At 41.3% G+C, this 26,530-nt stretch carries 34 protein-coding genes; 17 read left to right on the forward strand and 17 right to left on the reverse strand.

The window, feature by feature from the left end; translation table 11 throughout:
- Positions 1–94, forward strand: a 94-nt coding sequence (locus tag H5200_RS24475; RefSeq protein WP_404936147.1) for an IS3 family transposase, incomplete at its 5' end; no start/stop codon positions are given.
- 303 nt (positions 95–397) lie between these two features.
- Here H5200_RS24475 and yjgA read toward each other — a convergent pair.
- Positions 398–925, reverse strand: coding sequence for a ribosome biogenesis factor YjgA (gene yjgA / locus H5200_RS19380; protein WP_182732384.1), 528 nt, complete (start codon positions 923–925; stop codon positions 398–400).
- 11 nt (positions 926–936) lie between these two features.
- Between yjgA and H5200_RS24130 the strand changes: the two genes are divergently transcribed.
- From H5200_RS24130 to H5200_RS19390, 3 genes are all read left to right on the forward strand, one after another.
- Positions 937–1,071 carry a hypothetical protein gene (locus H5200_RS24130; RefSeq protein ID WP_259399246.1) on the forward strand — a complete coding sequence of 45 codons (135 nt, stop codon included), beginning with the start codon at positions 937–939 and terminating at the stop codon, positions 1,069–1,071.
- Positions 1,072–1,332: 261 nt separating this feature from the next.
- The gene (pmbA, locus tag H5200_RS19385; RefSeq protein ID WP_149980585.1) at positions 1,333–2,682 is read left to right on the forward strand and encodes a metalloprotease PmbA; all 1,350 of its coding nucleotides are present in this window, start codon (positions 1,333–1,335) and stop codon (positions 2,680–2,682) included.
- 249 nt (positions 2,683–2,931) lie between these two features.
- Positions 2,932–3,348 carry a VOC family protein gene (locus tag H5200_RS19390; RefSeq protein WP_149980586.1) on the forward strand — a complete coding sequence of 139 codons (417 nt, stop codon included), beginning with the start codon at positions 2,932–2,934 and terminating at the stop codon, positions 3,346–3,348.
- 502 nt (positions 3,349–3,850) lie between these two features.
- Here H5200_RS19390 and H5200_RS19395 read toward each other — a convergent pair.
- On the reverse strand, positions 3,851–4,507 hold the full coding sequence (locus H5200_RS19395; RefSeq protein WP_182762272.1) for a LiaF domain-containing protein: 657 nt from the start codon (positions 4,505–4,507) through the stop codon (positions 3,851–3,853).
- A gap of 343 nt (positions 4,508–4,850) precedes the next feature.
- Here H5200_RS19395 and H5200_RS19400 point away from each other — a divergent pair, with 343 nt between their 5' ends.
- From H5200_RS19400 to H5200_RS24135, 3 genes are all read left to right on the forward strand, one after another.
- Positions 4,851–5,414, forward strand: coding sequence for a BON domain-containing protein (locus H5200_RS19400; protein WP_145236725.1), 564 nt, complete (start codon positions 4,851–4,853; stop codon positions 5,412–5,414).
- 64 nt (positions 5,415–5,478) lie between these two features.
- Complete coding sequence (locus tag H5200_RS19405; protein WP_149980587.1) at positions 5,479–5,637, forward strand: YqaE/Pmp3 family membrane protein; 159 nt, start codon at positions 5,479–5,481, stop codon at positions 5,635–5,637.
- Between the two features lie 58 nt (positions 5,638–5,695).
- Positions 5,696–5,830 carry a hypothetical protein gene (locus tag H5200_RS24135; RefSeq protein WP_259397404.1) on the forward strand — a complete coding sequence of 45 codons (135 nt, stop codon included), beginning with the start codon at positions 5,696–5,698 and terminating at the stop codon, positions 5,828–5,830.
- A gap of 652 nt (positions 5,831–6,482) precedes the next feature.
- Here the strand turns inward: H5200_RS24135 and mgtE are convergent.
- The 12 genes from mgtE to H5200_RS19465 all read right to left on the reverse strand — a co-directional run bounded on the left by mgtE (position 6,483) and on the right by H5200_RS19465 (position 15,781).
- Positions 6,483–7,841, reverse strand: a complete 1,359-nt coding sequence (mgtE, locus tag H5200_RS19410; RefSeq protein WP_145236729.1) for a magnesium transporter — start codon at positions 7,839–7,841, stop codon at positions 6,483–6,485.
- A gap of 124 nt (positions 7,842–7,965) precedes the next feature.
- Entirely contained in the window at positions 7,966–8,238 is a 273-nt protein-coding gene (locus tag H5200_RS19415) for an HPr family phosphocarrier protein (RefSeq protein WP_064667815.1), read from the reverse strand.
- Between the two features lie 28 nt (positions 8,239–8,266).
- Positions 8,267–9,109 (reverse strand): RNase adapter RapZ, encoded by an 843-nt coding sequence (rapZ, locus tag H5200_RS19420; RefSeq protein WP_149980588.1) that lies wholly within the window; start codon positions 9,107–9,109, stop codon positions 8,267–8,269.
- Positions 9,110–9,129: 20 nt separating this feature from the next.
- Positions 9,130–9,582 (reverse strand): PTS IIA-like nitrogen regulatory protein PtsN, encoded by a 453-nt coding sequence (ptsN, locus tag H5200_RS19425; RefSeq protein ID WP_149980589.1) that lies wholly within the window; start codon positions 9,580–9,582, stop codon positions 9,130–9,132.
- Positions 9,583–9,586: 4 nt separating this feature from the next.
- The gene (gene hpf / locus H5200_RS19430; RefSeq protein ID WP_145236739.1) at positions 9,587–9,874 is read right to left on the reverse strand and encodes a ribosome hibernation promoting factor; all 288 of its coding nucleotides are present in this window, start codon (positions 9,872–9,874) and stop codon (positions 9,587–9,589) included.
- A gap of 28 nt (positions 9,875–9,902) precedes the next feature.
- A complete protein-coding gene (locus tag H5200_RS19435; RefSeq protein WP_145236743.1) occupies positions 9,903–11,399 on the reverse strand; it encodes an RNA polymerase factor sigma-54 in 1,497 nt (498 codons plus the stop codon).
- Between the two features lie 66 nt (positions 11,400–11,465).
- Positions 11,466–12,191, reverse strand: coding sequence for an LPS export ABC transporter ATP-binding protein (gene lptB, locus H5200_RS19440; protein ID WP_149980590.1), 726 nt, complete (start codon positions 12,189–12,191; stop codon positions 11,466–11,468).
- Positions 12,188–12,721 (reverse strand): lipopolysaccharide transport periplasmic protein LptA, encoded by a 534-nt coding sequence (lptA, locus tag H5200_RS19445; RefSeq protein ID WP_182719516.1) that lies wholly within the window; start codon positions 12,719–12,721, stop codon positions 12,188–12,190. Before lptA ends, lptB begins: the two co-directional genes overlap by 4 nt.
- Positions 12,711–13,265, reverse strand: a complete 555-nt coding sequence (lptC, locus tag H5200_RS19450) for an LPS export ABC transporter periplasmic protein LptC (RefSeq protein ID WP_149980592.1) — start codon at positions 13,263–13,265, stop codon at positions 12,711–12,713. Before lptC ends, lptA begins: the two co-directional genes overlap by 11 nt.
- Positions 13,262–13,813 (reverse strand): 3-deoxy-manno-octulosonate-8-phosphatase KdsC, encoded by a 552-nt coding sequence (kdsC, locus tag H5200_RS19455; RefSeq protein ID WP_149980593.1) that lies wholly within the window; start codon positions 13,811–13,813, stop codon positions 13,262–13,264. Before kdsC ends, lptC begins: the two co-directional genes overlap by 4 nt.
- Complete coding sequence (locus tag H5200_RS19460; RefSeq protein WP_145236758.1) at positions 13,813–14,784, reverse strand: KpsF/GutQ family sugar-phosphate isomerase; 972 nt, start codon at positions 14,782–14,784, stop codon at positions 13,813–13,815. Before H5200_RS19460 ends, kdsC begins: the two co-directional genes overlap by 1 nt.
- Positions 14,785–14,809: 25 nt before the next feature.
- The gene (locus H5200_RS19465) at positions 14,810–15,781 is read right to left on the reverse strand and encodes a calcium/sodium antiporter (protein ID WP_149980594.1); all 972 of its coding nucleotides are present in this window, start codon (positions 15,779–15,781) and stop codon (positions 14,810–14,812) included.
- Positions 15,782–16,036: 255 nt separating this feature from the next.
- Between H5200_RS19465 and mlaF the strand changes: the two genes are divergently transcribed.
- Genes mlaF through murA form a run of 7 tightly spaced genes read left to right on the forward strand, consistent with a single transcriptional unit; the run spans position 16,037 to position 20,697 of the window.
- Positions 16,037–16,852, forward strand: coding sequence for a phospholipid ABC transporter ATP-binding protein MlaF (gene mlaF / locus H5200_RS19470; protein ID WP_182719518.1), 816 nt, complete (start codon positions 16,037–16,039; stop codon positions 16,850–16,852).
- The gene (gene mlaE / locus H5200_RS19475; RefSeq protein ID WP_145236765.1) at positions 16,852–17,631 is read left to right on the forward strand and encodes a lipid asymmetry maintenance ABC transporter permease subunit MlaE; all 780 of its coding nucleotides are present in this window, start codon (positions 16,852–16,854) and stop codon (positions 17,629–17,631) included. Before mlaF ends, mlaE begins: the two co-directional genes overlap by 1 nt.
- A 14-nt stretch (positions 17,632–17,645) precedes the next feature.
- The gene (gene mlaD / locus H5200_RS19480) at positions 17,646–18,194 is read left to right on the forward strand and encodes an outer membrane lipid asymmetry maintenance protein MlaD (protein WP_149980595.1); all 549 of its coding nucleotides are present in this window, start codon (positions 17,646–17,648) and stop codon (positions 18,192–18,194) included.
- Positions 18,195–18,200: 6 nt separating this feature from the next.
- On the forward strand, positions 18,201–18,875 hold the full coding sequence (locus tag H5200_RS19485; protein WP_182762274.1) for a phospholipid-binding protein MlaC: 675 nt from the start codon (positions 18,201–18,203) through the stop codon (positions 18,873–18,875).
- Positions 18,868–19,161 carry a lipid asymmetry maintenance protein MlaB gene (locus H5200_RS19490; protein WP_182762277.1) on the forward strand — a complete coding sequence of 98 codons (294 nt, stop codon included), beginning with the start codon at positions 18,868–18,870 and terminating at the stop codon, positions 19,159–19,161. Before H5200_RS19485 ends, H5200_RS19490 begins: the two co-directional genes overlap by 8 nt.
- A gap of 5 nt (positions 19,162–19,166) precedes the next feature.
- Positions 19,167–19,424, forward strand: a complete 258-nt coding sequence (locus H5200_RS19495; RefSeq protein WP_149980598.1) for a BolA family protein — start codon at positions 19,167–19,169, stop codon at positions 19,422–19,424.
- A 13-nt stretch (positions 19,425–19,437) separates the two neighbouring features.
- The gene (gene murA / locus H5200_RS19500) at positions 19,438–20,697 is read left to right on the forward strand and encodes a UDP-N-acetylglucosamine 1-carboxyvinyltransferase (protein WP_145236783.1); all 1,260 of its coding nucleotides are present in this window, start codon (positions 19,438–19,440) and stop codon (positions 20,695–20,697) included.
- An 85-nt stretch (positions 20,698–20,782) separates the two neighbouring features.
- On the opposite strand, the gene H5200_RS19505 is transcribed toward murA, so the two are convergent.
- The 3 genes from H5200_RS19505 to H5200_RS19515 form a co-directional block, all read right to left on the reverse strand.
- Complete coding sequence (locus tag H5200_RS19505; protein ID WP_149980599.1) at positions 20,783–21,865, reverse strand: trypsin-like peptidase domain-containing protein; 1,083 nt, start codon at positions 21,863–21,865, stop codon at positions 20,783–20,785.
- A 102-nt stretch (positions 21,866–21,967) separates the two neighbouring features.
- The gene (locus tag H5200_RS19510; RefSeq protein WP_182719513.1) at positions 21,968–23,320 is read right to left on the reverse strand and encodes a Do family serine endopeptidase; all 1,353 of its coding nucleotides are present in this window, start codon (positions 23,318–23,320) and stop codon (positions 21,968–21,970) included.
- A gap of 209 nt (positions 23,321–23,529) precedes the next feature.
- Positions 23,530–23,970, reverse strand: coding sequence for a YhcB family protein (locus H5200_RS19515; protein WP_182762279.1), 441 nt, complete (start codon positions 23,968–23,970; stop codon positions 23,530–23,532).
- Between the two features lie 150 nt (positions 23,971–24,120).
- On the opposite strand from H5200_RS19515, the gene zapE reads away from it, so the two are divergent.
- From zapE to rpsI, 3 genes are all read left to right on the forward strand, one after another.
- On the forward strand, positions 24,121–25,209 hold the full coding sequence (zapE, locus tag H5200_RS19520; RefSeq protein ID WP_149980601.1) for a cell division protein ZapE: 1,089 nt from the start codon (positions 24,121–24,123) through the stop codon (positions 25,207–25,209).
- A 310-nt stretch (positions 25,210–25,519) separates the two neighbouring features.
- On the forward strand, positions 25,520–25,948 hold the full coding sequence (rplM, locus tag H5200_RS19525) for a 50S ribosomal protein L13 (RefSeq protein ID WP_002957960.1): 429 nt from the start codon (positions 25,520–25,522) through the stop codon (positions 25,946–25,948).
- A gap of 11 nt (positions 25,949–25,959) precedes the next feature.
- Positions 25,960–26,349 carry a 30S ribosomal protein S9 gene (rpsI, locus tag H5200_RS19530; RefSeq protein WP_016710054.1) on the forward strand — a complete coding sequence of 130 codons (390 nt, stop codon included), beginning with the start codon at positions 25,960–25,962 and terminating at the stop codon, positions 26,347–26,349.
- Positions 26,350–26,530: the final 181 nt, after the last annotated feature.

The raw sequence follows: 26,530 nt of genomic DNA on the forward strand, positions 1-26,530 counted from the left end.
TTATATTCAGTTTTACAATTACAAACGTAGGCATTCTACGCTTAATTATATGACGCCACATCAGAAATATAATGAATTAAAAAATGCCGCTTAGAATCTCTACAGAATTTGTTGACCATTACAGTGTTGGTGCGTCAGCAAGCTTAACGGCTACGGGTGTTAAAGTTTATCTCGGTGTTAAATTTACTTTGATGTTTATTACTTACTTGTAGGCGAGTGGCTTGCCACCGCGTTTTAAATGTGGCGTGGTGTTGGTGCGTCAGCAAGCTTAATACTTACAGGGTTTTAATTTGCTGCGAGGGAGGCGCTACTGCTTACTAAACGGTAACTGCCTATAAATAGCGGGTGTTTATACCCAGACTGAATATAGGCAATTTATTACTACATTACATGTAGCTTATCGCATGATACTTTCTTTAAGATATTGAAATAGCTCTTTATAGCCTTTAGCTGGCTTTTCAATTTTTACTTCTTTTGCCGCATTACGCACCAATTGACGTAACTTTTGACGATCAATACTCGGGTATTGCTCAATGGTTTGATTGACTAAATCATCACCTTGGGCAATTAAATCATCGCGTAATTGCTCAATCTTTTTAATCATCACTTCGGCTTGATTATTTTTATTCAACATAATGTCGATAATAGCGTTGATCTCTTCGATATTCTCAACGGTACGCAAAGTTTTTGCGATGTAATTTAAGTGACGACGATATGCATCACTTTTGTTACTGATTTTGTCTGCAACAACCATTGCCGCTTTTAAATCGTCATTTAAGGGTAAGCGCTCGCGCTGTTTTTTCCCCATTTTGGCAATTTCAGCACCTAACTGATGAAACTCTTGCGCTTCGCGCTTTAGTTCACTTTTTGATATATAGATAATTTCTTCTTCAATTTCAGCAGGCTTGCCTTTTTTCTTCGCCATGGGGTACTCATATGATAACGTTAACTGCAGTCATTATACCCAAACCACCTCAAGATGCGAGCGTCGTTGGAGTTAAAAGCGATTTAGGCAAGGCATTGATTGCAAGTAATAATGGTTCTATTGTTAAAATCAATAACGCAGTATAAATCGCTTTTAAACCAACTCGTTGGGCGTTTCACAGGCACTTACTCTCATCATTGTTACTTCTTAAAAGGGACTGCCATTCTTGCAAAGTAACGCCTTGATATTAAGCCCCTATGAAACGCTGAATTCTGTATCTTGAGGTGGCTTGGGTATATACGTGATTCTTTTAATGATTAATATTAGCTGATGCAATGCAGTGAGTGTGTTAGCATTTAAGTATTATGATTGCGCATGCAAAACGCTCCAAGCTCAGGACTAAAAATATGAAAAGCCAACAGCAAGATCCTATTTATACTCAAATTTCTCAAATAAAAGATGCCGTTGCAGAGGTTTTAGAACACGCGAAAAAACTCGGTGCTACTGGCGCTGAAGCGGCGATGTCGAGCACCTCAGGTTTATCAGTTAGTACCCGCATGGGTGAAGTCGAGACCATTGAATTTAACCAAGATGGTGGGCTGGGGATCAGTGTGTACGTTGGTAATCACAAAGGCTCTGCGTCAACAGCTGATTTAAACCCCAAAACACTGCGTACAGTGGTAGAGAAAGCCATTGATATCGCCAAGTTTACTTCAGATGATCCACATAATGGCGTAGCCGATAAAGAGCTACTTGAATTTGCTCCGCTTGATTTGGATTTATACCACCCGTGGGATGTCAGCCCTGAGCAGGGCATTGAACTGTGTCATGCTGCAGAGCAAGCGGCGCTTAATGCCGATGCGCGTATTGTTAATTCAGATGGCGCCAGTTTTTCATCGCATCAAGGTTTACGTGTGTATGGTAATAGCCATGGTCTTATCACAGGTTACCCGCGTACTCGCCACAGCATTAGTACTATGGTGATTGGTAAAGATGGTGAGCAAATGCAGCGGGATTCAGCTTATACCGTAGCGCGAGACCAAGCTGGTTTGAAAGATGCTGCGGCAGTAGGTTTAGAGGCTGCGAGTGAAACTCTTGCTAAGCTCAATAGCAAAAAACTAGGTACCATGAAAGTCCCTGTTGTTTTTCGTGCAGATATTGCTAATTCATTGTTTGGTCACTTGGTGTCTGCAATAGGTGGTGGTGCGCTGTATCGTAAATCGAGCTTTTTGTTGGATAGCCTTGGCACGCAAGTATTTAATAAGTGCGTTAATATTTCAGAGCGTCCGCATATTTTAAAAGGTTTAGCGTCTTCACCATTCGATAGTGAAGGGGTAAAAACCATCGACCGTGAAATCATTCAAGGCGGTGATCTGCAAACTTACTTATTAGCGAGCTACGCAGCCCGAAAAATGAATATGACACCTACCGGTCATGCTGGTGGTATTCATAACTGGTTAGTTGAACAAACTCATGCTGATTTAGCTGCGCTGTTAAAAACAATGGGCACCGGTTTATTGGTCACTGAGTTAATGGGCCAAGGCGTTAATACTGTAACGGGTGATTACTCGCGTGGTGCTGCCGGTTTTTGGGTTGAGAATGGCGAAATACAATACCCTGTAAGCGAAATTACCATCGCTGGTAAACTGCAAGATATGTTTAAAGGCATTAGTGGCATAGGCGGTGACATAGAGCGCCGTGGTGGAATTCAGACCGGTTCGGTATTGATTGAACAAATGCAGATTGCGGGAAGCTAGGTTTAAGCTATAAGTTTTAATTTGCGTAGGCGCGGCTTTATGCCGCGCAAATTTTTTAAAGGAACTAGGTTCTAGGAAAGACACTAGGGGTTAGGCCCTAAAACCTTGCACCTCTAACCTATACTGTTTTCTCATTAACCCTTATCCTCACACATCTTTTGTTATTAAATCTTTTATAAAAAACACTTTACCTCAATGTTACTTGAGGTTTTATTGTGGCTTTAATTACTTAAATAAAGGAACTTAATTATGTATTTAGAGCACGTAAATTTGGTAGTCGATGATGTTGAAGCTATGCTGCACTTTTATAAGGCGGCTTTTCCGTACTGGTCCATCAGAAGCCAAGGCGAAGGGGAGTGGCACGGTAAACCACGAAAATGGTTGCACTTTGGCGATGATTTTCAGTATTTAGCATTGAGTGATCATGGTGAACAACACAACCGTGACTTAACCGGACATCAAGTTGGCTTAGCGCACTTTGCTTATGTTACGAATAATATTGCTGCAGTAATTTCGCGTTTAGAAAGCGCTGGTTACAGTATTGATAAGCCAGGTGCGGTAAATCCATTTCGTAAAAATGTGTATTTTATTGACCCTGCAGGGTTTGAAATAGAGTTTGTTGAATATTTAAGTGATATTCCTAGTGAGCGTAATAATGATTTATAACATTAGTTTCGCGTCAGCAAGCTCAACGCCTACGGGTGTTAACGTTAATCTCAGTGTTTAATTACTCACTGTAGGCGAGTGGCTTGCCACCGCGATATTTAATATTGTTTCGGTGTTTTTGCGTCAGCAAGCTCAACGCCTACGGGTGTTAACGTTAATCTCAGTGTTTAATTACTCACTGTAGGCGAGTGGCTTGCCACCGCGATATTCAATATTGTTTCGGTGTTTTTGCGTCAGCAAGCTCAACGCCTACGGTGTTAAAGTTTACTTTGATGTTTAATTAATGACTTGTAGGCGAGTGGCTTGCCACCGCGATATTCAATATTGTTTCGGTGTTTTTGCGTCAGCAAGCTTAACGCCTACGGGTGTTAACGTTAATCTCAGTGTTTAATTACTCACTGTAGGCGAGTGGCTTGCCACCGCGATATTCAATATTGTTTCGGTGTTTTCGCGTCAGCAAGCTTAACGCCTACGGTGTTAAGCTTTAACTGTGTTTTATCTATTAATGTTTATTGATATCTTGCCAACTGGTTTTAAGGCTGTTGGCGAATGAGACAAACTTTTCTTTAATGGTGCGCTTAATTTTAATTTCCACAGAGCCCAGAATAACTTTTCCTTCGATAGTAATGGTTGGCCCTTGGTGTTTATTCAGTGACACTGATTTGTTTTCAACACTACCAATAATACTGAACAGTTTTGATACAACATTGACGTGTTCTGGCACATAAATTTCATCATTGCCTAGTAAGCAATTGACATGGATGGTGATATTTTGATGCTGAAATATGGCGTCAGTGAAATCAAGTTCAATAGAACCAAGTAAGTTCGTCAGGTGGATTTCTTTTGGTACTACCCATTGCCCACTGCGCTCGTTTGATCCTAAGATACTTCGCAAGTGCAATGTTTCATCGCTGCTTTTATTACTATAGTTTGGGCTAAACTGCGCACGTTTTTCCCACCGGTAATTACTATCGGTTGTTAATTCTAGGTCACTTACCAAATCAATTAAGCTTTGGTTATCTTTCGCAGCCATTGCCTGATCTAATCGACGCTCAAAAGCATCAGCTGAAATAACAGCATGACTGTAGTTATATATTAATTGATCAATAACTTGTTCACGCACTTGCTCAATTGGGCGATCTTCTAATTTCACAGTCATGATGTATTCCTTATAAGTGATGCTGTTGGTGTATTTTATGATTGCTCAGTACTGCAATAGTTAAAGCAAAGCTTAGGCCATTTATTAATTAGCTTAATAATCAATAATTTAAATTTATTTTTGTTAGGTGCGTTTGTTATATTAACGACAGATTAACGAATAATGCTATTAAATGGTTAATTTTGCAACGACCAGAATAAATTACCGAGCAGTCTGTAAATAATTACCAAGACTAAAGCTAGCGCTATATCAAATAAAGCTTAAGTTATTGATTTTAAGTGCTTTAAAAGTTGGCTTGATGTTCGCATTAATCATATTGTCTTTAATCAAAAGGAGAAAGATTATGAAAACATTTAACAAATCTATTATTGCAGCGTTAGTTCTTGGTACAACCGCTATGGGTGCGCAAGCAAACAGCTGGGAAAATGAAAGTAAAGATGCTTGGATTGATGGTAAGGCAGAAACGGTTCTGTTAATGAACACTAACTTAAACAACTTTGACATTAACACTGATGTAAAAAATGGCAAGGTTGTACTAACTGGTAAAGTTGAAAGTGAGCTTGATAAAGAGCTAGCGGAAGAGCTTATCTTAAGTCTAGATGGTGTAACTGATGTTGATAACGAGCTAACGGTCGTTAAAAACACGGACACAAAAAGCAAGAAGATGAAATCAGATAGCACAGAAAGTGATTTAACGGATGCTAAAATTACTACCGTTATTACAACACGCTATTTGTTTAATTCTGAAGTAGGCGGTACGGATATTGACGTAGATACCGATAAAGGTGTGGTAACGCTAAATGGTACTGTTGGTTCGGATGCTGAAAAACAGCTAGCGGTGAAAATTGCTAAGAATGCCGAAGATGTTCGCGATGTAGTTGATAACTTAACTATTGTAGCTGAATAATCTATAAGCCACGAATGCCCAGTTATGCTGGGCTTTCTTATATAAATTTCAGGGAGTGAGAGTCATGGATTTAATACGAATTATATTTTCAGTACTTATTCCACCACTTGGTGTATTTTTACAAGTTGGTTTAGGTGCTCAGTTTTGGATTAATATTTTGTTAACATTACTAGGGTATATTCCTGGTCTGATACATGCAATTTATATAATCGGACGTCGTTAGAGTCACAGTGTGAAATATAACAAGGATGAACAGCCAATAGATGGCAAGGAGTAACATTATGGATAACGTATTAAGGAAAAACCAACAAGGGATCGTAAAAAGCGCAAAGCCACTTTGGACGGCACAGCAATGGAAGGAACTAATGAATAGCGCATCAAGGAGCGAAGTAAAAGCAGCAAGGAATGGGCTTTAAATAAGTAGATATTAGAAGGATTTTGCTAGGATGTTATATACCAAAATTATAAGTGTATGTTGTTATTTTCATTAAGAACATCCACTTATAACCTTCCCCAAGAATGTTTAACCTCTCATTTTATTATAGTCATAGGTGTTTTTGCGTCAGCAAGCTTAACGCCTACGGGTGTTAAAGTTTATCTCGGCGTTAAATCACTTGTAGGCGAGTGACTTGCCACTGCGTTTTAAATGTGGCTCGGAGTTTGTGCGTCAGCAAGCTTAACGCCTACGGTGTTAAAATTTACTATGATGTCTAATTAATCACTTGTAGGCGTGTGGCTGGCCACCGCGTTTTAAATGTGGCTCGGAGTTTGTGCGTCAGCAAGCTCAACGCCTACGGGTTTTAACGTTTATCTCGGTGTTAAATCACTTGTAGGCGAGTGGCTTGCCACCGCGTTTTAAATGTGGCTCGGAGTTTGTGCGTCAGCAAGCTTAACGCCTACGGGTGTTAAAGTTTTAGGTTTATCGTAGGCGGTGCTTTATGCCGCGCGGTTGATAACATTCATGGCTAAAGCCATTGCCTAAGTTGGCGGATGAGGTTGATGTAACGCTAAGAGATGCGCGAGATAAACTCGCGCCTACGATGGGTTTAACCTTTAACTAATTTTTAACTACACCAACAACCATGTGGCGGTGCCTAGGAAGGCGAAGATCCCTACAATATCGGTTACGGTTGTCAGTACTACGCTGCCAGCTAATGCAGGGTCAATTTTCATTTTTTTCAATAGTAGCGGAATACTGGCACCGGCGATACCTGCGGCTACTAAGTTCATAAACATGGCAAAGGCGAGTACGCCGCCAAGCTTAAAGTCCCATTGCCAAATAGCAACAACACCGGCAATTAAAATGGACCAAACAATCCCGTTTATTGCGCCGATTGCAAGCTCTTTGATCAGTAAAAAGCGTTGGTTAGTTTGGTTGATATGACCCACTGCAATACCACGTATTACGAGGGTTAATGTTTGGCTGCCCGCAACACCACCCATGGATGGCACTATACCGTTGAGTACCGCTAGAATAGGTAAAATTGCTAAAGTGTTTTCAAAGAAGCTTGCCACAATCGCAGCAAGTAGCGCGGTTAATAAGTTAACGCCAAGCCAAATTGAGCGCTTTTTCGAACTTTTTAACACTGGGGCAAAGGTATCTTCTTCATCATCAAGACCGGCTAGGCTTAATAAGCTATGTTCGGCGTCTTCACGGATAACGTCAACGATATCATCGATGGTGATACGGCCAAGTAGATGGTCATTATCATCAACCACTGGTGCTGATATCCAGTTATGACGTTCAAACAGTTGTGCTACATCGGTTTCATCCATCGAAATGAGGATAGATTCACAATCTTCATCCATTAAGTCACGAATAATTTTATCTGGCGAGTTAGTCAACAAGGTCGTTAACGACATGGCACCAATAAAGCAGTTATGTTTATCAACAACATAAAGATCATCGGTACCTTCTGGTAGCTCACCACGTAAACGTAAGTAGCGCAGTACTACGTCGATAGTGACATCTGGACGGATGGTGACTGTATCGGTGTTCATCAGCGCGCCAGCAGAGCGCTCTTGATAAGAGAGTGCTTGAGTTGCACGTTCTCGATCTTGGCTGTCCATGGCACTAACAACGTCTTTGTAGACGGTATCAGGTAGGCTACGTAGTACTTCCCCTAGATCATCGTGGCTCATGTCCTCAGTTGCCGCAGCGATGTGCTTCGGCTCCATTTGGGCAATGATCCCTAAACGAACATCTTCTGAGAGTTCTTCGAGTACGTCACCTTGTACATCTGGATCAACCAGTTGCCATAGCAAGGTACGAATTTTATGCGGGGATGACTCGAGTAATAATGCAGTGTCACACGGAGCTGTTTTTGCCAACATACGCCTTACTTGAACAAATTGACCACTGTTAAGTGACTTGGTCACTTGTTTTAGTTGTTGTAGTGGGTAATCTTGTTCAAAAGCTTCTGGCATTGGCGTCCTTAAAAAATTAATACACTTGATAGGTAGGGTAACTGTTATCGATAATTAATGCGCTTGGTCTGTTTAATTAACGACTTTATTTAGTTTAACGCAATTTAGTGGTACTGACTACGAGCTATTCTTGTTCGTTAAAGCGTTGCGCGATCAACTCGCCAATTGCTGCAAGAGCAGGTTCAGCGTCCGGGCCTTCACATACAACTTTAACTTCTTTGCCTTGGCTACTTTCTAATAGCATTAAGCCGAGTACGCTATCGCCTGCGGCTTGTTTGTCATCTTGATGAAGTGTGATGCTGGCATCAAACTGCACAGCTAATTGCGCTAATACGCTGGCTGCGCGAGCATGTAAACCGAGTTTGTTTTTTATTAAAAATGTATCTTCTAAACGCATCAACATTCCTTACTGTAAACGTGAGTTGTTATTCTTGTTCACGATGGCGAATTTTCACATTGCTGTGGCTCATCGAGAAGCTTTCACCTATAGTTTGCGCTAGATAAACTGAGCGATGTTGACCACCGGTGCAACCAATAGCAATTGTTAAGTAACTGCGGTTATTACGCTCCAAATGCGGTAACCAAGTTTGTACAAAGGTTTGGATCTGCCAAGTGAATTTTTGTACGATACTGTGGCTGGCTAAATAATCTTTTACTGGCTGATCCAGGCCTGTAAGTGGCTTAAGCTCAGGCTCCCAATGTGGGTTTGGTAAAAAGCGTGCATCAAAAACATAATCAGCTTCTTTTGGGATACCATATTTAAAACCAAATGATTCAAAGGTAATGATTAGTTTTTTATCTTTTTTCCCTAAAATCTTTTCACGGATTGACTCTGCAAGCTGGTGGACACTCAGATCAGTGGTATCAAGTATAAAGTCAGCGCGAGTAGTTAATACATCAAGTAATACTTTTTCTTGCTTGATGGCTAAATCCAGTGGCAAAGAGTCCAAAGATAATGGATGTAAGCGGCGAGTTTCAGAAAAACGTTTGATCAGGGTTTGATCATCACTGTCTAAATAAAATAGCGTCGGATTTGCAAAACCAGGCAAGTATTCAAGAATATCGTTAAATTCTTCCTGCTCTTTCGGTAAATTACGGACATCAATACTGACGGCAATTTTGTCATAATTATCAGAGACACTGCGCACTAATGAAGGTAATAAGTTTACCGGAATATTATCTACACAATAATAACCAAGATCTTCTACTACACGCAGAGCAACAGATTTACCTGAGCCAGAACGCCCACTGATGATGATTAACTCCATGTAAATTCTCCTTCATTTGGCTACGATTGCGCAGCAATTACGTGATACAAATCTTGGTCTGTTTTTGCGCTACGTAGTTGTTTACAAAAATCTTTGTCGTTGAGTTTATCAGCAATTGTGGCTAACGTCTTCAAATGAAGTTGGCTATCACCATCTGGCACGATGAGAGCTACAAATATATCAACTGGGCGATTATCTATCGCATCAAAATCAATCGGTGATTCACTCACTATAATTATTGCTAGCGGGTTTTCAACACCACTCATACGGCCATGAGGAATAGCAATACCACGACCAATACCCGTACTACCTAGTTTTTCTCTCGACAGTAGTGCGTTGAGGATTTCTTGTTGTGATAGCTGAGGAAGTTGTTCATGAGCCAATTGGCTGATAAATTCAATGATCCGTTTTTTGCTATTAAAAAGGACCGCAGCTTTACTGCAGTCCTGGCAAATAAGTGAGCTTAATTTCATAGTGTTAGTGTCGAGCGTGCTTCTCTTTGTGTTTAATTACCTGACGGTCAAGTTTGTCGATTAGTCCGTCAATGGCTGCATACATGTCTTGGTGCTCAGTTGAGGCAAATAATTCAGCGCCACTGACATGTAATGTGGCTTCTGCTTTTTGGCTTAGCTTTTCTACATCAAGAATGACATGGACATTATTGATATGATCAAAATGCCTTTCAAGCTTGGCAAACTTATTGTTTACATAGTCTCTTAATGAATCAGTAATTTCTACATGACGACCAGTTAAATTTAGTTGCATAAGCATTTTCCTCTTGTGATTTTACGCCTTAAATCAAACTTTTACGTTGATTTGACGGTGGAATAGCCAGCGACTCGCGGTATTTTGCAATAGTCCGTCTAGCTACTTTGATACCTTGCTCTGCCAATATATCTGCAATCTTACTATCACTCAATGGTTTCGCTGAGTTTTCTGCACTGATCAATTTTCTGATCAATGCTCGAATGGCTGTCGATGAGCATTCGCCGCCGTTCTCAGTACTTACATGGCTCGAGAAAAAATATTTTAACTCAAATATACCACGAGGGGTATGCATGTATTTTTGGGTGGTTACACGAGAAATTGTTGATTCGTGCATCTCAACCATTTCGGCAACGTCGTTTAGTACCATAGGGCGCATGGCCTCAGGGCCATGCTCAAAGAATCCTTGCTGCTGTTTAACAATGCAGTTGGTTACTTTGAGTAACGTCTCGTTACGACTTTCTAGGCTTTTAATAAACCATTTAGCTTCTTGCAAATGCGAGCGTATAAATTGGCTGTCAGTGCTTGATTTTACAGAGCGTGACATCGCCGCATATTGGCTGTTCACTCTAATTTTTGGCATGCTGTCTGGATTGAGTTCAACCACCCAGCGACCTTTAATTTTTTTCACCGAAACGTCAGGAATAACATACTCTGATTCTTCGCGTACTATGGTATCCGCAGGCTTTGGGTTAAGGCTGTGGATCAGTGTCATTACTTCTTTTAGTTCATCTTCTTTAAGCTTAGTCTTTTTCATCAAAGTGCGATAGTCACGACTAGCTAATAAATCGATATGATCAGTTAAAATCATTTTTGTCTCGCTAATCCAAGGAGTTGCAGGATCAAATTGATTTAATTGAATACATAAACATTCTTGTAGGCTGCGCGCAGCAATACCAACAGGGTCAAACAACTGAATGCGTTTTAACACTGCTTGCACTTCGTCGAGTTCGATTTCTTCTTCGTTATTACCTTGATTTAAGCTTTCTGCGATGTCTTCGCAGCTCAAGGTTAAAATACCTGAATCGTCAACGGCTTCAACAATCGCAATGGCAATGGCTTCATCGGTTGGACTAAAAGGTGTGAGTTGTAATTGCCACATTAGATATTCGTGCAAGGTTTCAGTTGAGGCACCTTGATAAATTGACTCATCTTCAGGCATTGGCCCAGATGACGTATTTGGCGCAGCACTCATGTATTCGTCCCAGGTGACGTCCATAGCCATTTCGTCACTTAAGGTCTCTTTACTTAATGCTTCGCTACTTTCTTGTTCATATTCGCTTGGCTTGTCGTCTGCTGATGCGCTAACGGTTAAGTCATCGTTATCTTGTTTTTGTTCGTTTTTACCAGCCGTGTCGTCTGAATATTCATGTTCTTCTAGCTCTAACAATGGATTGCTGTCGAGCGCTTCTTGAATTTCTTGCTGGAGATCCAATGTACTGAGTTGCAATAAGCGAATTGCTTGTTGCAGCTGTGGTGTCATTGTAAGTTGCTGGCCCATGCGCAGCTGGAGTGATTGCCTCATGTATCTCTAACAATCCTTTTATTGTTATCATCGTTAAGTCTAGCAGATACTTAGCCGAGCGTGGCTTTATAGCCTAAATTGCTCGCCCAGGTAAACATCGCGGACTGTTTGGTCGGCGAGTACATGCTCAGGGGTACCTGATGCAATTAACTCCCCATGAGAAACTATGTAGGCTTTTTCACAAACATCAAGGGTTTCTCGTACATTGTGGTCGGTAATAAGCACGCCAATACCACGGTTTTTAAGGTGTTCAATAATCTTCTTTATATCTAACACTGAAATAGGATCAACGCCAGCAAAAGGCTCATCAAGTAAGATAAATTTTGGGTTTGCGGCTAAAGCGCGTGCAATTTCAACTCGACGACGTTCACCGCCAGATAATGCCATACCTTGGCTGTCGCGGATATGTTGAATGCTAAACTCATCAAGTAAGCTGTCGAGCGCTTCTTCTCTGGCTTGTTTATTCAGCTCTTTACGAGTTTCTAAAATAGCCATCAGGTTTTGATAAACAGTTAATTTACGGAAGATGGATGATTCTTGTGGCAGGTAGCCAATCCCTAACCGTGCGCGACTGTGCATTGGCAGTAAGGTGATGTCATTATCATCAATACTGATTTTACCTTTGTCGCTTGGAACTAAACCCACAATCATATAAAAGGTGGTGGTTTTACCAGCGCCATTAGGACCCAATAAGCCAACAATGCTGCCTGCGCTAACTTCTAAACCCACGCTTTTTACAACTTGGCGACCTTTATAGCTTTTTGCTAGAAATTCAGCTTTTAATGTACTCATGGCTGCCCTTTAGATTTGTCTTTTTTACTGTCTACTGGTACCAAAATGGTGTGCACACGATCGCTTGAGCTTGCGCCTTTTTCAGCACTGATCAGTTGCTGGTCCATATCATAGGTAATGCTTTTGGCATTGATTTTTTGACCTGCCTGAGTGACTTGTGCATTGCCAACCAAGGTTAAATAGCGCTTAGCGACATCGTAACGGACTTCATCAGCACTGGCACTCATTACTGTGCCATCAGTTTGTTTTTCTTCAAAGTAAGCCGGACTGCCAGTTGCGACAAGTAGTTGTTTGTTATCGCCTAAATCTTCGCGCTTATGGACTTCAAGTCGATCCGCTTTGATACGGCGGTTACCATGAATGATTTCAACATTTTTTTCAAAAATACCGATATTGTCTTTCAGTTGGGCAAGCTGCGTGTCAGCACTGATAGAGACTTGATCTGCAGGTGGTGTCGTATTTTCAGCAAAGCTTGCAAAAGCAATGAATAAGCTTGGTATAACAAGCAAGTGAGCAAATTTATTGGTCATAATATATGGTTCGCGTATGGTTAATTAGTTCTACCACTTCGGCTTTTAAGTCGGCATGGAGACCGCGCCCAGTGATTTTTAAATTTGGTCCGATTAATTCAACTGGTTGTTCTGAACTCATGGTTTGTAGTTCAATATCAACCTGAATATTATCTGCGTTTATATGTTCAATCATGGCATTATTGGTCAGGTTTTTAGCAACCACATTACCTTCTAAAATTAATTGATGATTTTCATATAAGGTGGCTTCATCGGCATTAATTTGCCACGTCTGCTGTTGATTATAGAGTGTAAAAATAGGTTGTTCAAAGTAAGTGAACCCTAACTGTTGGTAGAGTTCCATTTTTGCAGCTGTTACTTTGTGGCTAATTTTACCTTGTTCATCAAATGCGGTTTGTTTTAATGCCACCGCAGTATAATCAGGTTTTGCTATTATATCTTCTTGGTGTTGTTTTATGGCGGTACTTTGATAAAAATACGGATACCACAGCCATACCATGCAGCCGACAAATAATACGCATAATATTAAACGCGCACTATTCATGAGCTCGTGCCTTCGCTGGTTAATGATTTACCATTTTCGAGCATTAATAAATCAGTGAGTTCACGCACCGCCCCAAAGCCACCAGGTAGCATGGTTGTATAATGTGAAATGCGTTTGATTAGTGGATGCGCATCATTTACTGCCACCGCAAAACCAACCAATTCCATTACCGGCAAGTCAGGTCCGTCATCGCCTATGTAAGCGATTTGTTCATCGCTTAACTGCAATTTATCCTTGAGCTGTTGATAAGCTTGCAACTTGTTTTCTTGGCCTTGGTAAATATGCGGTACTGTCAGGCTAGTCATCCGTTGCTGAACTATCTGTGAATGACGACCGGTGATCACGGCAACTTCAAAACCGCTATTGATCAGTGCTTTGATACCAAAGCCATCTTTAGTATTAAACGCTTTGAGTTCTTCACCTTGGTTACCAAGATAAATACGACCATCTGAAAACACCCCATCGATATCACAGATCAGGAGTTTGATTTTTTGTGCTCGCTCGCGAGCATCATCTGAAAGTGGCTGATATAAGTCAGCAAACTGCATTATAAAACTCCTGCTTTGAGCAAATCTTGCATATTAAGAGCACCAATAGGGTGGTGTTTATCATCAACTACAATTAAGCCATTGATACGCTTATTCTCCATGATATTGAGTGCCTCGGCGGCAAGCATATCAGCAGTTGCAGTAGTGCAAGAGCGGGTCATGACAGTGCTTATCAAAGTACTGTGAATATCTATTCGTTGCTCTAAAATTCGCCGTAAATCACCATCAGTAAAAAGCCCTGCAAGTTGCCCTGTGTCATCAACAATAGCTGTCATACCTAAGCCTTTTGCCGACATTTCGATTAATGCATCTTTGATACATTGCTTATCATTGATCATAGGCGTTGCTGGGCCACTGTGCATAATATCTTTTAAACACAATAGTAAACGTTTACCTAAGCTACCACCAGGATGCGATAGCGCAAAGTCATCGGCGGTAAAGCCACGGGTTTCTAGCAGAGCAACGGCTATTGCATCACCCATCGCAAGTGTTGCAGTCGTGCTCGCAGTCGGAGCGAGTCCTAATGGGCAGGCCTCTTGACTTACTTTGATGCATACATGTGCATCAGCCCAATTTGCCATTGATGATTCAGGGTTACCTGTCATGGCGATCATTTTTGCGCCAATACGTTTAATAACCGGAATAATATTCAGTACTTCGCTGGTTTCGCCTGAGTTAGAAATAAGCATAACCACGTCATCACGAGTGATCATCCCTAAATCACCATGACTGGCTTCACCCGGGTGGACAAAAAACGCAGGCGTGCCAGTGCTTGCCAGTGTTGCAGCAATTTTATTACCAATATGCCCAGATTTCCCCATACCGACTACTATGATCCTACCGTGACATTGATACATCAATTGGCAAGCTTGATTAAAGTTTTCGTCTAGATATTGGGTTATATCAAGCAGTGCTTGGCGCTCTATTTCTAGCACCCGCTTACCTTGTTCAATAAAATTTAACTGCGTCATTGTGTTATCCATTTTGTGGCTAGCATTAAGCAACTTGGCTGAAAATATAACCTTGATAGATTAAAAACGCGACCAATAACAGGCCACCTTCAACTCTATTAATGCGTCTTGTGCCCCTAAAACTCAAGGACATAGCAATAAGGGCTATGGTGGCACCAATCATTATTAAGGCATCACGGTTTGCAGCTGAAGGATCAATAATTGAAGGGTTGATAATCCCAGCCAGTGGCAACACAGCTAAAATGTTAAAGATATTTGAGCCAACAATATTACCCAGTGCTAAATCATCTTCGTTTTTTAATACCCCAGCAATACAGGCTGCCAGCTCAGGCAAACTGGTACCAATAGCAATAATGGTTAACCCTATTACTAAATCACTTAGGCCAAAGTATTTGGCTATATCAACTGCTGAGCCAACTAAAAAATGTGAGCTGACAGGCAGTAATATCATACCAATAATTAACCAAAATAAAGCCGATTTGGTGGGCACGTTATCTGGTACGTCTTCACAGGCTTCACTTACAAATGGGTCGTCAGCTTGGTTTTTAGCGCGAATAGAAATAATAACTAAGCCCGCAATAAAGACCACAAAGCCAATGATTAATGCAACGCCCTCAGCAAATGAAAAGTAGTTATCAGAAAATACATACCAGGCAGCGATTGACACTAGTAGTACAAGCGGCATTTCGCGTTTTAATGTCATTGATGATACTGAGAGTGGGCGCAATAGCGCGGTAATACCTAAAACAAGTAAAATATTAGTGATATTTGAGCCAACGGCGTTACCCACGGCAGTGTCAGTTTTACCGGCAAGCGCAGCTGATGCTGAGACCATCATTTCAGGGGCTGACGAGCCCATCGCAACAACGGTTAAGCCAACAATAAGAGTAGGAACACCGAAATTTTTTGCCAGTGCCGCAGCACCATAAACAAAGCGATCCGCACTCCAAACTAGAGCTGCAAATCCGAGAATTAAAATGACAAAAGAAGTCACCATTACGTTACGCCAATTATTCAAAATGAGATGACTGCAAATAGTAACAAAAGCCAACCTGAAAGTATAAATAAAAGAATCTGCGAAGCTTGTTAGATTATGGCCTGATTTGGACTGAGAATAATTATTTAAGCGACGGTTAAGCCTACTGCTGTAAGGTTTGCAGCGCTATTACATAGAATATTACAAAATTTTACGATTTGTTTTTTCCATCTTGCTGTAAAAACGCTTAAAATAGGTGAACTAGTGAAAATAGTAATGGAGAGCGACTTGTCGCAACCAATAGTAGAAATCAAGGATGTAAGCTTTTCTAGGGGCAATCGCTGCATATATAAAAATATGAGCTTTAGTGTCCCGAAAGGAAAAATTACGGCAATAATGGGACCAAGCGGAATTGGTAAAACCACCATGTTGCGTTTAATTGGTGGTCAATTAAAACCAGATAGCGGCACTATTTTATTCGAAGGTAATAACATTCCTGCCATGTCGCGCAAAGAGCTTTATGCGGCGCGAACCAAAATGAGTATGTTGTTCCAAAGCGGCGCATTATTTACCGATATGTCTGTATTTGACAATATCGCTTTTCCGCTGCGTGAACACACTCGTCTAAGTGAAGATTTAATTCGCCTTGTGGTGCTAATGAAATTACAAGCTGTTGGCTTGCGTGGCGCACAAGATTTAATGCCTTCTGAGCTGTCAGGTGGTATGGCACGTCGTGCTGCATTAGCGCGCTCAATCGCACTTGATCCTGAATTAATTATGTATGATGAGCCATTTGCAGGCCAAGACCCAATCTCCATGGGGGTGTTAGTTAAGTTGATTAAATCGCTTAATCAAGTGCTTGGATTATCATCATTAATCGTAACTCACGATGTAACAGAAGTGATGAGCATTGCCGATCACGTTATCATTATTGCCGATCAAGGCGTTATTGGTAGCGGTACACCGGATGAAATGCGTAATCATGAATCGGCCCTAGTTCAGCAGTTCTTAAAAGGATTATCTGATGGCCCAGTGCCGTTTCATTTTCCTGCTCAACCTTATCAACAAGAATTACTGGGAGGGCGCCGCTGATGTTTGATTTTTTGCAAATGCTAGGTCATAAAACGTTAGGACGATTTGCTGCACTTGGTCGCTCCACTCAGATGTTGATAGGTGCGTTATGGAGTTTGCCTAATTTTAGAAAAGGCACGCCGCTTTTAATACGACAATTATATATGGTCGGCTCGCAGTCACTATTGATAATCATGGTGTCGGGATTATTCATTGGTATGGTATTGGCGTTGCAAGGCTACACCGTACTAGTTGGTTATGGTGCAGAGGACAGCTTAGGTCCATTAGTCGCATTGAGTTTACTCAGAGAGTTAGGCCCTGTTGTTACTGCATTATTGTTTGCCGGGCGAGCTGGTAGTGCATTAACCGCTGAAATAGGTTTAATGAAAGCGACTGAGCAGTTATCAAGTCTTGAAATGATGGCCATTGACCCTCTTAAACGTATTATCGCGCCACGCTTTTGGGCGGGCTTTATCAGTATGCCATTACTGGCGTTAATATTTTCAGCAGTTGCAATTATTGGTGCTCATTTAGTGGGTGTTGATTGGTTGGGTGTTGATACGGGGAGTTTTTGGTCAATCATGCAGTCACAAGTATCGTTTCAGCAAGATATTTTAAATGGCATGATCAAGAGTTTTGTATTTGCCATCGTGGTTACATGGATTGCGCTTTATAAAGGCTACGATTGTATACCGACCTCTGAAGGGATCAGTAAAGCAACAACAGAGACAGTTGTACACTCATCTTTGGCTGTTTTAGGGTTTGATTTTATTTTGACAGCGGTAATGTTTACTAGCTAATAAAGGTATAGATAATGAATTCACGGAAATTAGAAATTTTAGTTGGTTTTTTTGTTGCGCTAGGCATAGCAGCTTTTGCTATGTTGGCGTTAAAAGTTGCCAATGCAGGGATCAGCGGCAACGGCGAAACTTACTTATTGAAAGCCAAGTTTGAAAACATTGGTTCATTAAAAACACGTGCGCCGATTAAAGTAGGTGGTGTAGTGGTTGGTCGAGTTGAGGGTATTTCAATTCACCCACAAGAATTTGTGCCAGTTGTTGATATGACGATTGATGCGCAATATAAATGTCGTTTTTCAGATACCAGCTCAGTTTCAATTTTGACATCAGGCATCCTAGGTGAGCAATATTTAGGGATTAACCCTGTCATTGCCCCAAAATCAGCTGAACAAGCGTGTTTAGGTGTTGCGGTAACAAGTAATGATAAAAACTTAGGGTTAGACGAGTTATTTGGTGTTGAAAGCAAAGCCTTAAATGATGGCGACTATATCACTGACACGAAATCAGCATTGGTGCTTGAAGAGTTAATCGGGCAATTTTTATTCAATCAAGGCGGCGAGTAAGTAATTATGTTTAAGAAATTTATAATTTTAGTTGCGCTGACTTTCAGCGCGATCAGCGTAGCAAGCGATGTGGTCGATTTAACAGACCCATATAAAATGGTCCGCCAAGTATCTGATAATACTTTTCAACGTATTACTCGTGACCAGCCTTTAATCGAAAAAGATAAAGAGCATCTACGGGTTATCGTCAAAGAAGAGTTGATGCCTTACATTGATTATAAATATGCTGCACTGCGTGTATTAGGAAGTCATGTATCAAAAGTGCGTGCGATTAAAGATCCTGCTGAGCAAAAGCAAGCGGTTGAGGATATCAAACACTTTATTGATGTGTTTCAAGAATACTTAATCGCCACTTATGCTGGCGTGTTTACCCAATACACCAACCAAAAAGTAGAGTTTGGTGCAAGCAAAGAGTTTACAGGGCAAGACCTAGTATTAGTGAAAACCAAAATTGTCGAGCCAGGCAAGCCGGAAATTAAAATTGATTTTAAAGTACGTGAAGATCGCGATGGCGAATGGCGTGCTTATGACATGGTTGCCGAAGGCATTAGTTTATTAGATGCCAAGCAAAGTGAATTTCAAGGCATTTTGCGCCAGCAAGGTATTAACCATGTTAGTGACCTACTTGAACAGAAAAGTAAGTTGCCAGTGCAATTTAGAGGTGACGGCGGTAATGAGTAAAGTAACCGTTACTCAGATTGACGAACAGCACTATCGAGTCAGTGGTGAATTGACTCGAAATTCAATTTCCGCTGAACGACTTCTGAATAAAAACTCACAAACTAGCCATAAAAACTGGTATTTTGACCTTTCTGAGGTGTCTAGGGTTGACACGGCGGGCTTAGCTTGGTTAATTCACTCTTTCGCAGAATTAAAGCAGCAAGGTATTCACCTTGAATTGCAAAATATTCCTGAACAACTGCAAAAGTTGATGCAGTTGGGACAGGTTACCAACCTATTTGAGTGAGAGTTATGGAAACAAGCCAAGTCGAAACCTTATTGCGCGACGAATTGCAATTAGCTGAAGTACATGTGAAAGCCAACGGTAGTCATTATGAAGTTATCGCAGTCGGCGATTGTTTTGATGGGTTAAGCCGAGTGAAAAAACAACAGCTGGTATATGGTCCGTTGATGAACACCATTTCTGACGGCACAATCCACGCAGTTTCGATCCGTGCATTTACACCTACTGAGTGGAAGCGCGAACAAAAATTCATTTTACCTCAATAAAAAAGGTTTCCTCATGGATCAATTTGTAATTCAGGGTGGAACCGGACTTGCCGGTGAAGTCACTATCTCTGGCGCTAAAAATGCCGCTTTACCTATTTTGTTTGCAGCATTATTAGCTGACGGTAAAAGTACCTTTAATAATGTTCCTCGCCTGCGTGATATCGGCACTACTGAAGCATTATTAAAAACCCTCGGCGCAGAAATACACTGGCACGGCGAGCAGCTCGTTATTGATGGTGGCAAAGTTGATAAAACATTGGCCCCTTACGAGTTAGTTAAACAAATGCGTGCCTCAGTATTAGCATTAGGTCCATTGGTTGCTCGTTTTGGTCAAGCACAAGTATCGCTTCCTGGTGGTTGTGCAATTGGTGCTCGCCCGGTTGATATTCATATTCAAGGTTTGGAGCGCATGGGCGCTGTTATTAGCGTTGAAAATGGTTATATCAATGCCAAGGTAGATGGGCGTTTAAAAGGTGCTGAAATCTACATGGAAATGGTCAGCGTTGGCGCGACCGAAAATTTATTAATGGCCGCAACCTTAGCTGACGGCAAAACCGTATTAGAAAACGCGGCGCGTGAACCAGAGATTATAGATTTAGCTGCTTGCTTAACAGCAATGGGCGCAAAAATTAGCGGTGCAGGCACTAGCCGTATTGAAATTGAAGGTGTTGAAAAGCTGCATGGTTGTGAGCATCGCATCTTGCCAGATCGGATTGAAACTGGCACATTTTTAGTGGCCGCAGCAATGGCGGGTGGCGAAGTGCTATGTAAGCTTACCGATTTTCATAGTTTAGAGCCTGTGATTGAAAAATTGCGTGCAACTAATGCGTTGATTGAAGTACATAAAGATAGTATTTATCTTGATATGCGTGGCCGTGAGCTCAAAGCCGTTAATATTAAAACCATGCCACACCCAGGTTTCCCTACCGATATGCAAGCGCAGTTTACTGCGTTAAATGTAGTAGCTAATGGCAGCGCGACCATTACCGAAACGATTTTTGAAAACCGTTTTATGCATGTGCCAGAACTACAACGTATGGGGGCTAACATTCGTTTGGAGGGGAATACGGCAATTTGTGGTGACACTAAGAGTTTGAGTGGCGCACAAGTAATGGCAACCGATCTACGTGCATCAGCGAGCCTAATTTTAACGGGGATTGTGGCACAAGGTGAAACGGTTGTTGACCGTATTTACCACGTTGATCGAGGTTATCAACGGATTGAAGATAAACTCAGCGCGTTAGGTGCAAACATCAAACGCCGAAGTAGTTAAATACGAGTTGAAAGGTTCAGGTAACAAGGTTCAAGCGAAAACCTTGTTTACCTTTTACCTTTTACCTTTTACCTTGCAACTAAAATTATAGTTTAGTCTCTAACTCTGCAACCTTCACCATCACTTTTAGTACTTTTCCATTTCGATAAAGTTCAAATTCTATTTCATGGCCCGGCTCTGAATTACCAATTCTGGTTAAGGTTTTTTGTGGGTTAGTGACATCTTCACCGCCAATTTTAATCACAATATCTTGTTCTTTAATACCAGCTTGCCATGCTGGACCTAATGGATCTAGGTTGGTTATACGCAAGCCAGCAATAGGGGTGAACTTATCGCTCACTTCTTTACCGGTACTATCAACGGCAGTACCTGTGAAGCCCAAGTAACCACGCACAACACGACCATGACGGATCAGTTTATCCATTACTTCTTTCGCTAACGAGTACGGTACGGCGAAGAATATGCCTTGGATATCCAGATTCTCTCGGGTTTTAAATTGTGCTGAGGTGATCCCAACCAAGTCGCCATTAGAGTTAACCAGTGCGCCACCTGAGTTGCCGACATTAATTGCCGCATCCATTTGTAGCAGACTATTATAAGGACTATCGGTAATTTTTTGTTTACCCGTGGCACTGATGATCCCTTGGGTGATTGTTTGCCCTAGATTCAGCGGATTACCAATCGCCAGCACCACATCACCCACGCGAGGCGTAAAACGCTCACTAATTGGGATAACTGGCAAGTGCTCAACGTTAATTTTCAACAGTGCTAAGTCGGTGATGGTATCAAAGCCGATGAGCTGAACATCAAAATAACGGCGGCCATCAGTAAGCAGCACCATAATTTGATCAGCATTATTGATCACATGATAGTTGGTAAGAATATAGCCATCACTTGACATGATCACACCGGAGCCAAGTTCTTGCACGGTATTTTGCCGTTTATAACGAGGTTCCTTTGAAATACTCTCAGAAATGATTGTCACAACTGATGGCGCTGCGCGCTGTACTGCATCGGCAAAACTCAAATGGTCAATACTCATAGCACTTGGTAAGGGGACATTAGGTAACAGCGTTGCACGCATATTTGGGCTAAAAAATACTACCAAAAATGCGATACCGAGTCCGGCAAATAGCGGGGGAAGGACAAACTTAAAAAATTTCAGCACAATGTTCTTATTCTTAATGAGCGATCTTCTAATGATGGCACAAAAAAAATAGCAGCGGCAAGTACCACTGCTATTATTTGTGTTATTTACCTAATATTTATTTTATTGGATTAAAACAAATACCGATTCACGACCGCGTTGTACTCCAAGCACAATGTTACCTTTAGTGTTTTCGATGATCTTATTCATGTCACTAATTGTTTCAACACGCTGACGGTTTACTTGCATTACCACGTCGCCTTCTTCAAGGCCTACTCTAGCTGCTGGTGAGCGAGGATCAACAGTTGTCACCTCAACCCCTTTATTTCCATTCTTTTGGGTGTTTTCAAGTGTTGCACCCTGGAAGGCTGGATGTAGTTCATCACCGGCTGCGGTTAGTGCTGATGCGCCATCAAGGGTCACTTTAACGGTTTGCACTTTACCATCACGATAAATGCCTAATTTTACCTTTCTGCCTTCACCTAGCGTGGCAATTTTACTGCGCAGTTCATGGAAGCCGCTGATCTCACTACCATCAATACTAATAATTACGTCACCAGCTTTAATACCCGCTTCACTGGCGGCAGAATCATCCATTACTTGCATAACATAAGCGCCTTGTTTTACATCAAGCTGTTGTGCTTTAGCAAGGCCAGCATCCAGTGGGCGCCCAGAAATACCTAGTGAGCCACGGCGTACTTCACCATGTTCAATAATTTGGTCAACGAGATTTTTCATCATATTGGATGGGATCGCAAAGCCGATACCAACATTGCCACCCGATGCACCTAAAATGGCCGTGTTAATACCAATTAGCTCACCGTTTAAGTTAACTAGCGCACCACCTGAGTTACCTTGGTTAATAGCAGCATCGGTTTGAATAAAATCTTCATAACCTTCAATATTTAAACCACTGCGCCCCATTGCACTAACAATCCCTGAGGTAACGGTATGACTTAAACCAAATGGATTACCAATTGCTACTGCAAAATCACCCACGCGCAGCTGATCTGAATTAGCAAGTTTTACTGCGACTAGATCATCGGCTTCAATTTGCAGTAACGCTATGTCTGATTCTTTATCACTACCGATTTTAGTTGCTTCGTATTCACGACCATCTTCAAGAGTAACCAACATTTTTTCAGCATCTTGAACTACGTGGTTATTGGTAACGACGTAGCCTTCTTTGGCGTCAATAATAACGCCTGAGCCTAAACCACTAAATTCACGCTTTTGGCTACGCGGTTGCGGATTGCCAAAAAAGAAATCAAGCGGATCAGCGCGACGACGGACTTCCTTTGAACCGGAGACTTGGATACTAACAACGCCTGGTGTTATTTGTTCTAGCATCGGCGCTAACGTCGGTAATTGTTGACCATTGACTGCGATAGGCATCTTAGCCATTGATACTGCAGGGGTTAATAATAAACTGGCAGATAACATTGCTGCACTGATTAACGATAATTTCATTTTCATAGTCAGGGTTTACTCCACATCACAGGAAAAAGCACAAACAAAAAAGGCTGCATAAGCAGCCTTTTATCAATTTAGTTCAAAACATTTTAAAGTAGGTTCGCTCTTTTGGAATGTTTTGAAATGCATGTAAAACATAAGCTGCTTTATAAACAGACTATGGGGTCAAAAAAAAGTTCATCAAGAAGCTTTAGAAATTTCTGAAACCTTAATTAAACTTTGTCAGGCTCGGCTACTTTTGGTTCGCCAGCGAATAAGCCTGATTCACCTGATACATAATCAGCCGGTTGAGCATGTGCCGATGAACGGTCACTTTGGCGTTCTTTAAGTGAGCGTTGTAGCTGCTCTGTCGTTTCTTTAGAAAAGAATGGTTCGTTAGGTTGCTGTTTTTTATCAGCTAATAGCAGCTTGTTAGTTTCATCAACATGATTTAACAATTGGTCGTAGTTGTCTTTCATTTTGTTGACGAGTCTACCAGTGCTTGCTAAATGATCTGCAACATCTTGACGGTATTGCTCTAATGCATTTTTAGCTTGTTCTGCTTGTTGCTCTAATTCATCTTGCTTAAATTGCTTTTTAGTGACGAAGGCGCCAAGGAAAAATGCAGCTACTGCCACAATAACAATAATGCCGATCCAAGTAACTGTACCCATAATTCTACCCCTTTGGGAATTAATACATAAAAATAAAATAACGCCTAGATTGCGTACTCAAGAATAAATCCTGTTGCTGCTAATATACCCCGAGTTACGATGCGTGTTAACATATTGCGTAAATTAAACCGTGTTTTATTGTAACTATCTATGACTCCTTGGCAAAAGTACCAACAAGATTTACAGCGTGAAGACTTTGTTTACGATGCTGCACAAGAAAATGCAGTACGTCATCTACAAAGGCTTTTCGATGACTTAACAGCACAAAAGCCCGCAGCTAAAGGCTGGTTCTCTAAACTATTTAATAAAAATAGCACGGCGCCTATAAAAGGTTTGTATTTTTGGGGGGGAGTAGGGCGTGGTAAAACCTATTTGGTAGATACCTTCTATGAGGCGCTGCCGGGAACACGCAAGATGCGCGTGCATTTTCATCGTTTTATGCACCGTGTTCACGAAGAGCTAAAAAAATTAGACAAAACGGCTAATCCCTTAGAAGTTGTGGCTGATATTTTTAAAGCTGAAACCGACATTATCTGCTTTGATGAATTTTTTGTGCAAGACATTACTGATGCCATGCTGCTTGGTGGTTTAATGGAAGCCTTATTTGCGCGCGGCATTGTGTTAGTGGCAACGTCTAACATTATACCTGATGAGTTATATCGAAATGGTTTGCAGCGTGCTCGCTTTTTACCTGCAATTGCACTTGTTAATGCAAACACTGAGATTGTGAATGTGGATTCTGGCATTGATTACCGATTGCGTACTTTAGAGCAAGCAGAGATATTTCATAGCCCATTAGATGAACAAGCCGATAAAAATCTGTTTGAGTATTTTGATAAGTTATCTCCAGAGCCTGGTAAACTCGATCACCCCATCGAAATTGAAGGGCGAATGATCAAAACCCGTAAGGTCGCTGATTGTATTGTGATGTTTGATTTCTCTCAGTTGTGTGAAACCGCACGTAGCCAAGTCGATTATATGGAAATAAGCCGTTTATATAACACTGTTATTTTATCGAACGTAAAACAGCTTGGCCAAAATAACGATGATGCCGCCAGACGCTTTATTGCGTTAGTCGATGAGTTTTACGAACGCCACGTCACACTTATTATTTCTGCTGAAAAACCGATTACGGAACTCTACACGCAAGGCAATCTTAACTTTGAGTTCAGACGTTGTATTAGTCGATTGCAAGAAATGCAGTCGTTAGAATACTTAGCAAGAGAGCATTTGGTTTAATGTAGCTGTAAGTTATAAGTCGTAAGTTAGACACAAATCAAAACTGTACTTAACTTAACACAAGTACAGTTTTTAATTTTATCGCTTATCGAACAATTTTCTTGTGGAAAAAACAACCGTCGAGTAGCAATGTGGTAAAAGTGCTGGTATACTCCCGCGTCTGCCACGTTGCGTTCTATTGCCTTCATTAGATTAGCCTCTTTTGAATGGCGCAAAAGTCTTAAACTCGAAGGGGTTGGAGCAAACATTTAGAGCGGTAATTAATAATAATTACCTGTGGTTTTAATTGAAAAACATTGGATTTTTATAAATGAAAACGTTTGTTGCTAAACCAGAAACAGTAAAACGTGACTGGTACGTAGTTGACGCTGAAGGTAAAACTTTAGGTCGCATCGCTACTGAAATCGCTCATCGCCTACGCGGTAAGCACAAAGCTGAGTACACTCCACACGTAGATACTGGTGATTACATCATCGTTATCAACGCGGAGAAAGTTACTGTAACTGGTAACAAGTTCAAAGATAAAGTGTACTATGCTCACTCTGGTTTCCCAGGTGGTCTTAAGTCTACTACTTTTGATAAACTTCAAGCTGCAAAGCCTGAAATGATCATCGAGAAGGCTGTTAAGGGCATGTTGCCACGTGGTCCTTTAGGCCGCGCAATGTACCGTAAACTTAAAGTTTACGCAGGTACTGAGCACAACCATGCTGCACAACAGCCTCAGGTTCTAGACATTTAAGGAGCACTAACATGGCAAATCAATACTACGGTACAGGTCGTCGTAAAAGTTCAAGTGCTCGCGTATTCTTACGCCCAGGCACTGGTAACATCGTAATCAACAATCGCTCTTTAGAAGAGTATTTTGGTCGCGAAACAGCACGCATGGTTGTTCGTCAAGCTTTAGGGCTTGTTGATATGACTGAAAAGTTTGATCTTTACATCACCGTTGCTGGTGGTGGTACTACTGGTCAAGCTGGTGCTATCCGTCACGGTATCACTCGTGCACTTATGGAGTTTGACGAGTCACTACGTCCACAACTTCGTAAAGCAGGTTTCGTTACTCGTGATGCACGTAAAGTTGAGCGTAAGAAAGTGGGTCTTAAGAAAGCGCGTAAGCGTCCACAGTTCTCAAAACGTTAATATTTACGTTATCAAGAATTTCAAAAACCCAGCTTCTGCTGGGTTTTTTGTTTTTGGGGTTATAAAAGTTAGCGAGAGTAAAGTTAGCGAGAGTAAAGAGACGAAGTACTTGACTACCGCGTTTAAAAATTCATTCTGATAAAACTCGCAAACGCGCAAACTCGCAAACTCGCAAACTCGC

Origin of the sequence: Pseudoalteromonas sp. SG43-7 (assembly GCF_014164295.1) — a bacterium.
Classification (GTDB): Bacteria; Pseudomonadota; Gammaproteobacteria; order Enterobacterales; family Alteromonadaceae; genus Pseudoalteromonas; species Pseudoalteromonas rhizosphaerae.

Coding starts and splice junctions, on each gene's coding strand:
- yjgA (WP_182732384.1), bottom strand. CDS start 925: ATGGCGAAGAAAAAAGGCAAGCCTGCTGAAATTGAAGAAGAAATTATC.
- H5200_RS24130 (WP_259399246.1), top strand. CDS start 937: ATGATAACGTTAACTGCAGTCATTATACCCAAACCACCTCAAGATGCG.
- pmbA (WP_149980585.1), top strand. CDS start 1,333: ATGAAAAGCCAACAGCAAGATCCTATTTATACTCAAATTTCTCAAATA.
- H5200_RS19390 (WP_149980586.1), top strand. CDS start 2,932: ATGTATTTAGAGCACGTAAATTTGGTAGTCGATGATGTTGAAGCTATG.
- H5200_RS19395 (WP_182762272.1), bottom strand. CDS start 4,507: ATGACTGTGAAATTAGAAGATCGCCCAATTGAGCAAGTGCGTGAACAA.
- H5200_RS19400 (WP_145236725.1), top strand. CDS start 4,851: ATGAAAACATTTAACAAATCTATTATTGCAGCGTTAGTTCTTGGTACA.
- H5200_RS19405 (WP_149980587.1), top strand. CDS start 5,479: ATGGATTTAATACGAATTATATTTTCAGTACTTATTCCACCACTTGGT.
- H5200_RS24135 (WP_259397404.1), top strand. CDS start 5,696: ATGGATAACGTATTAAGGAAAAACCAACAAGGGATCGTAAAAAGCGCA.
- mgtE (WP_145236729.1), bottom strand. CDS start 7,841: ATGCCAGAAGCTTTTGAACAAGATTACCCACTACAACAACTAAAACAA.
- H5200_RS19415 (WP_064667815.1), bottom strand. CDS start 8,238: ATGCGTTTAGAAGATACATTTTTAATAAAAAACAAACTCGGTTTACAT.
- rapZ (WP_149980588.1), bottom strand. CDS start 9,109: ATGGAGTTAATCATCATCAGTGGGCGTTCTGGCTCAGGTAAATCTGTT.
- ptsN (WP_149980589.1), bottom strand. CDS start 9,582: ATGAAATTAAGCTCACTTATTTGCCAGGACTGCAGTAAAGCTGCGGTC.
- hpf (WP_145236739.1), bottom strand. CDS start 9,874: ATGCAACTAAATTTAACTGGTCGTCATGTAGAAATTACTGATTCATTA.
- H5200_RS19435 (WP_145236743.1), bottom strand. CDS start 11,399: ATGAGGCAATCACTCCAGCTGCGCATGGGCCAGCAACTTACAATGACA.
- lptB (WP_149980590.1), bottom strand. CDS start 12,191: ATGAGTACATTAAAAGCTGAATTTCTAGCAAAAAGCTATAAAGGTCGC.
- lptA (WP_182719516.1), bottom strand. CDS start 12,721: ATGACCAATAAATTTGCTCACTTGCTTGTTATACCAAGCTTATTCATT.
- lptC (WP_149980592.1), bottom strand. CDS start 13,265: ATGAATAGTGCGCGTTTAATATTATGCGTATTATTTGTCGGCTGCATG.
- kdsC (WP_149980593.1), bottom strand. CDS start 13,813: ATGCAGTTTGCTGACTTATATCAGCCACTTTCAGATGATGCTCGCGAG.
- H5200_RS19460 (WP_145236758.1), bottom strand. CDS start 14,784: ATGACGCAGTTAAATTTTATTGAACAAGGTAAGCGGGTGCTAGAAATA.
- H5200_RS19465 (WP_149980594.1), bottom strand. CDS start 15,781: ATGGTGACTTCTTTTGTCATTTTAATTCTCGGATTTGCAGCTCTAGTT.
- mlaF (WP_182719518.1), top strand. CDS start 16,037: ATGGAGAGCGACTTGTCGCAACCAATAGTAGAAATCAAGGATGTAAGC.
- mlaE (WP_145236765.1), top strand. CDS start 16,852: ATGTTTGATTTTTTGCAAATGCTAGGTCATAAAACGTTAGGACGATTT.
- mlaD (WP_149980595.1), top strand. CDS start 17,646: ATGAATTCACGGAAATTAGAAATTTTAGTTGGTTTTTTTGTTGCGCTA.
- H5200_RS19485 (WP_182762274.1), top strand. CDS start 18,201: ATGTTTAAGAAATTTATAATTTTAGTTGCGCTGACTTTCAGCGCGATC.
- H5200_RS19490 (WP_182762277.1), top strand. CDS start 18,868: ATGAGTAAAGTAACCGTTACTCAGATTGACGAACAGCACTATCGAGTC.
- H5200_RS19495 (WP_149980598.1), top strand. CDS start 19,167: ATGGAAACAAGCCAAGTCGAAACCTTATTGCGCGACGAATTGCAATTA.
- murA (WP_145236783.1), top strand. CDS start 19,438: ATGGATCAATTTGTAATTCAGGGTGGAACCGGACTTGCCGGTGAAGTC.
- H5200_RS19510 (WP_182719513.1), bottom strand. CDS start 23,320: ATGAAAATGAAATTATCGTTAATCAGTGCAGCAATGTTATCTGCCAGT.
- H5200_RS19515 (WP_182762279.1), bottom strand. CDS start 23,970: ATGGGTACAGTTACTTGGATCGGCATTATTGTTATTGTGGCAGTAGCT.
- zapE (WP_149980601.1), top strand. CDS start 24,121: ATGACTCCTTGGCAAAAGTACCAACAAGATTTACAGCGTGAAGACTTT.
- rplM (WP_002957960.1), top strand. CDS start 25,520: ATGAAAACGTTTGTTGCTAAACCAGAAACAGTAAAACGTGACTGGTAC.
- rpsI (WP_016710054.1), top strand. CDS start 25,960: ATGGCAAATCAATACTACGGTACAGGTCGTCGTAAAAGTTCAAGTGCT.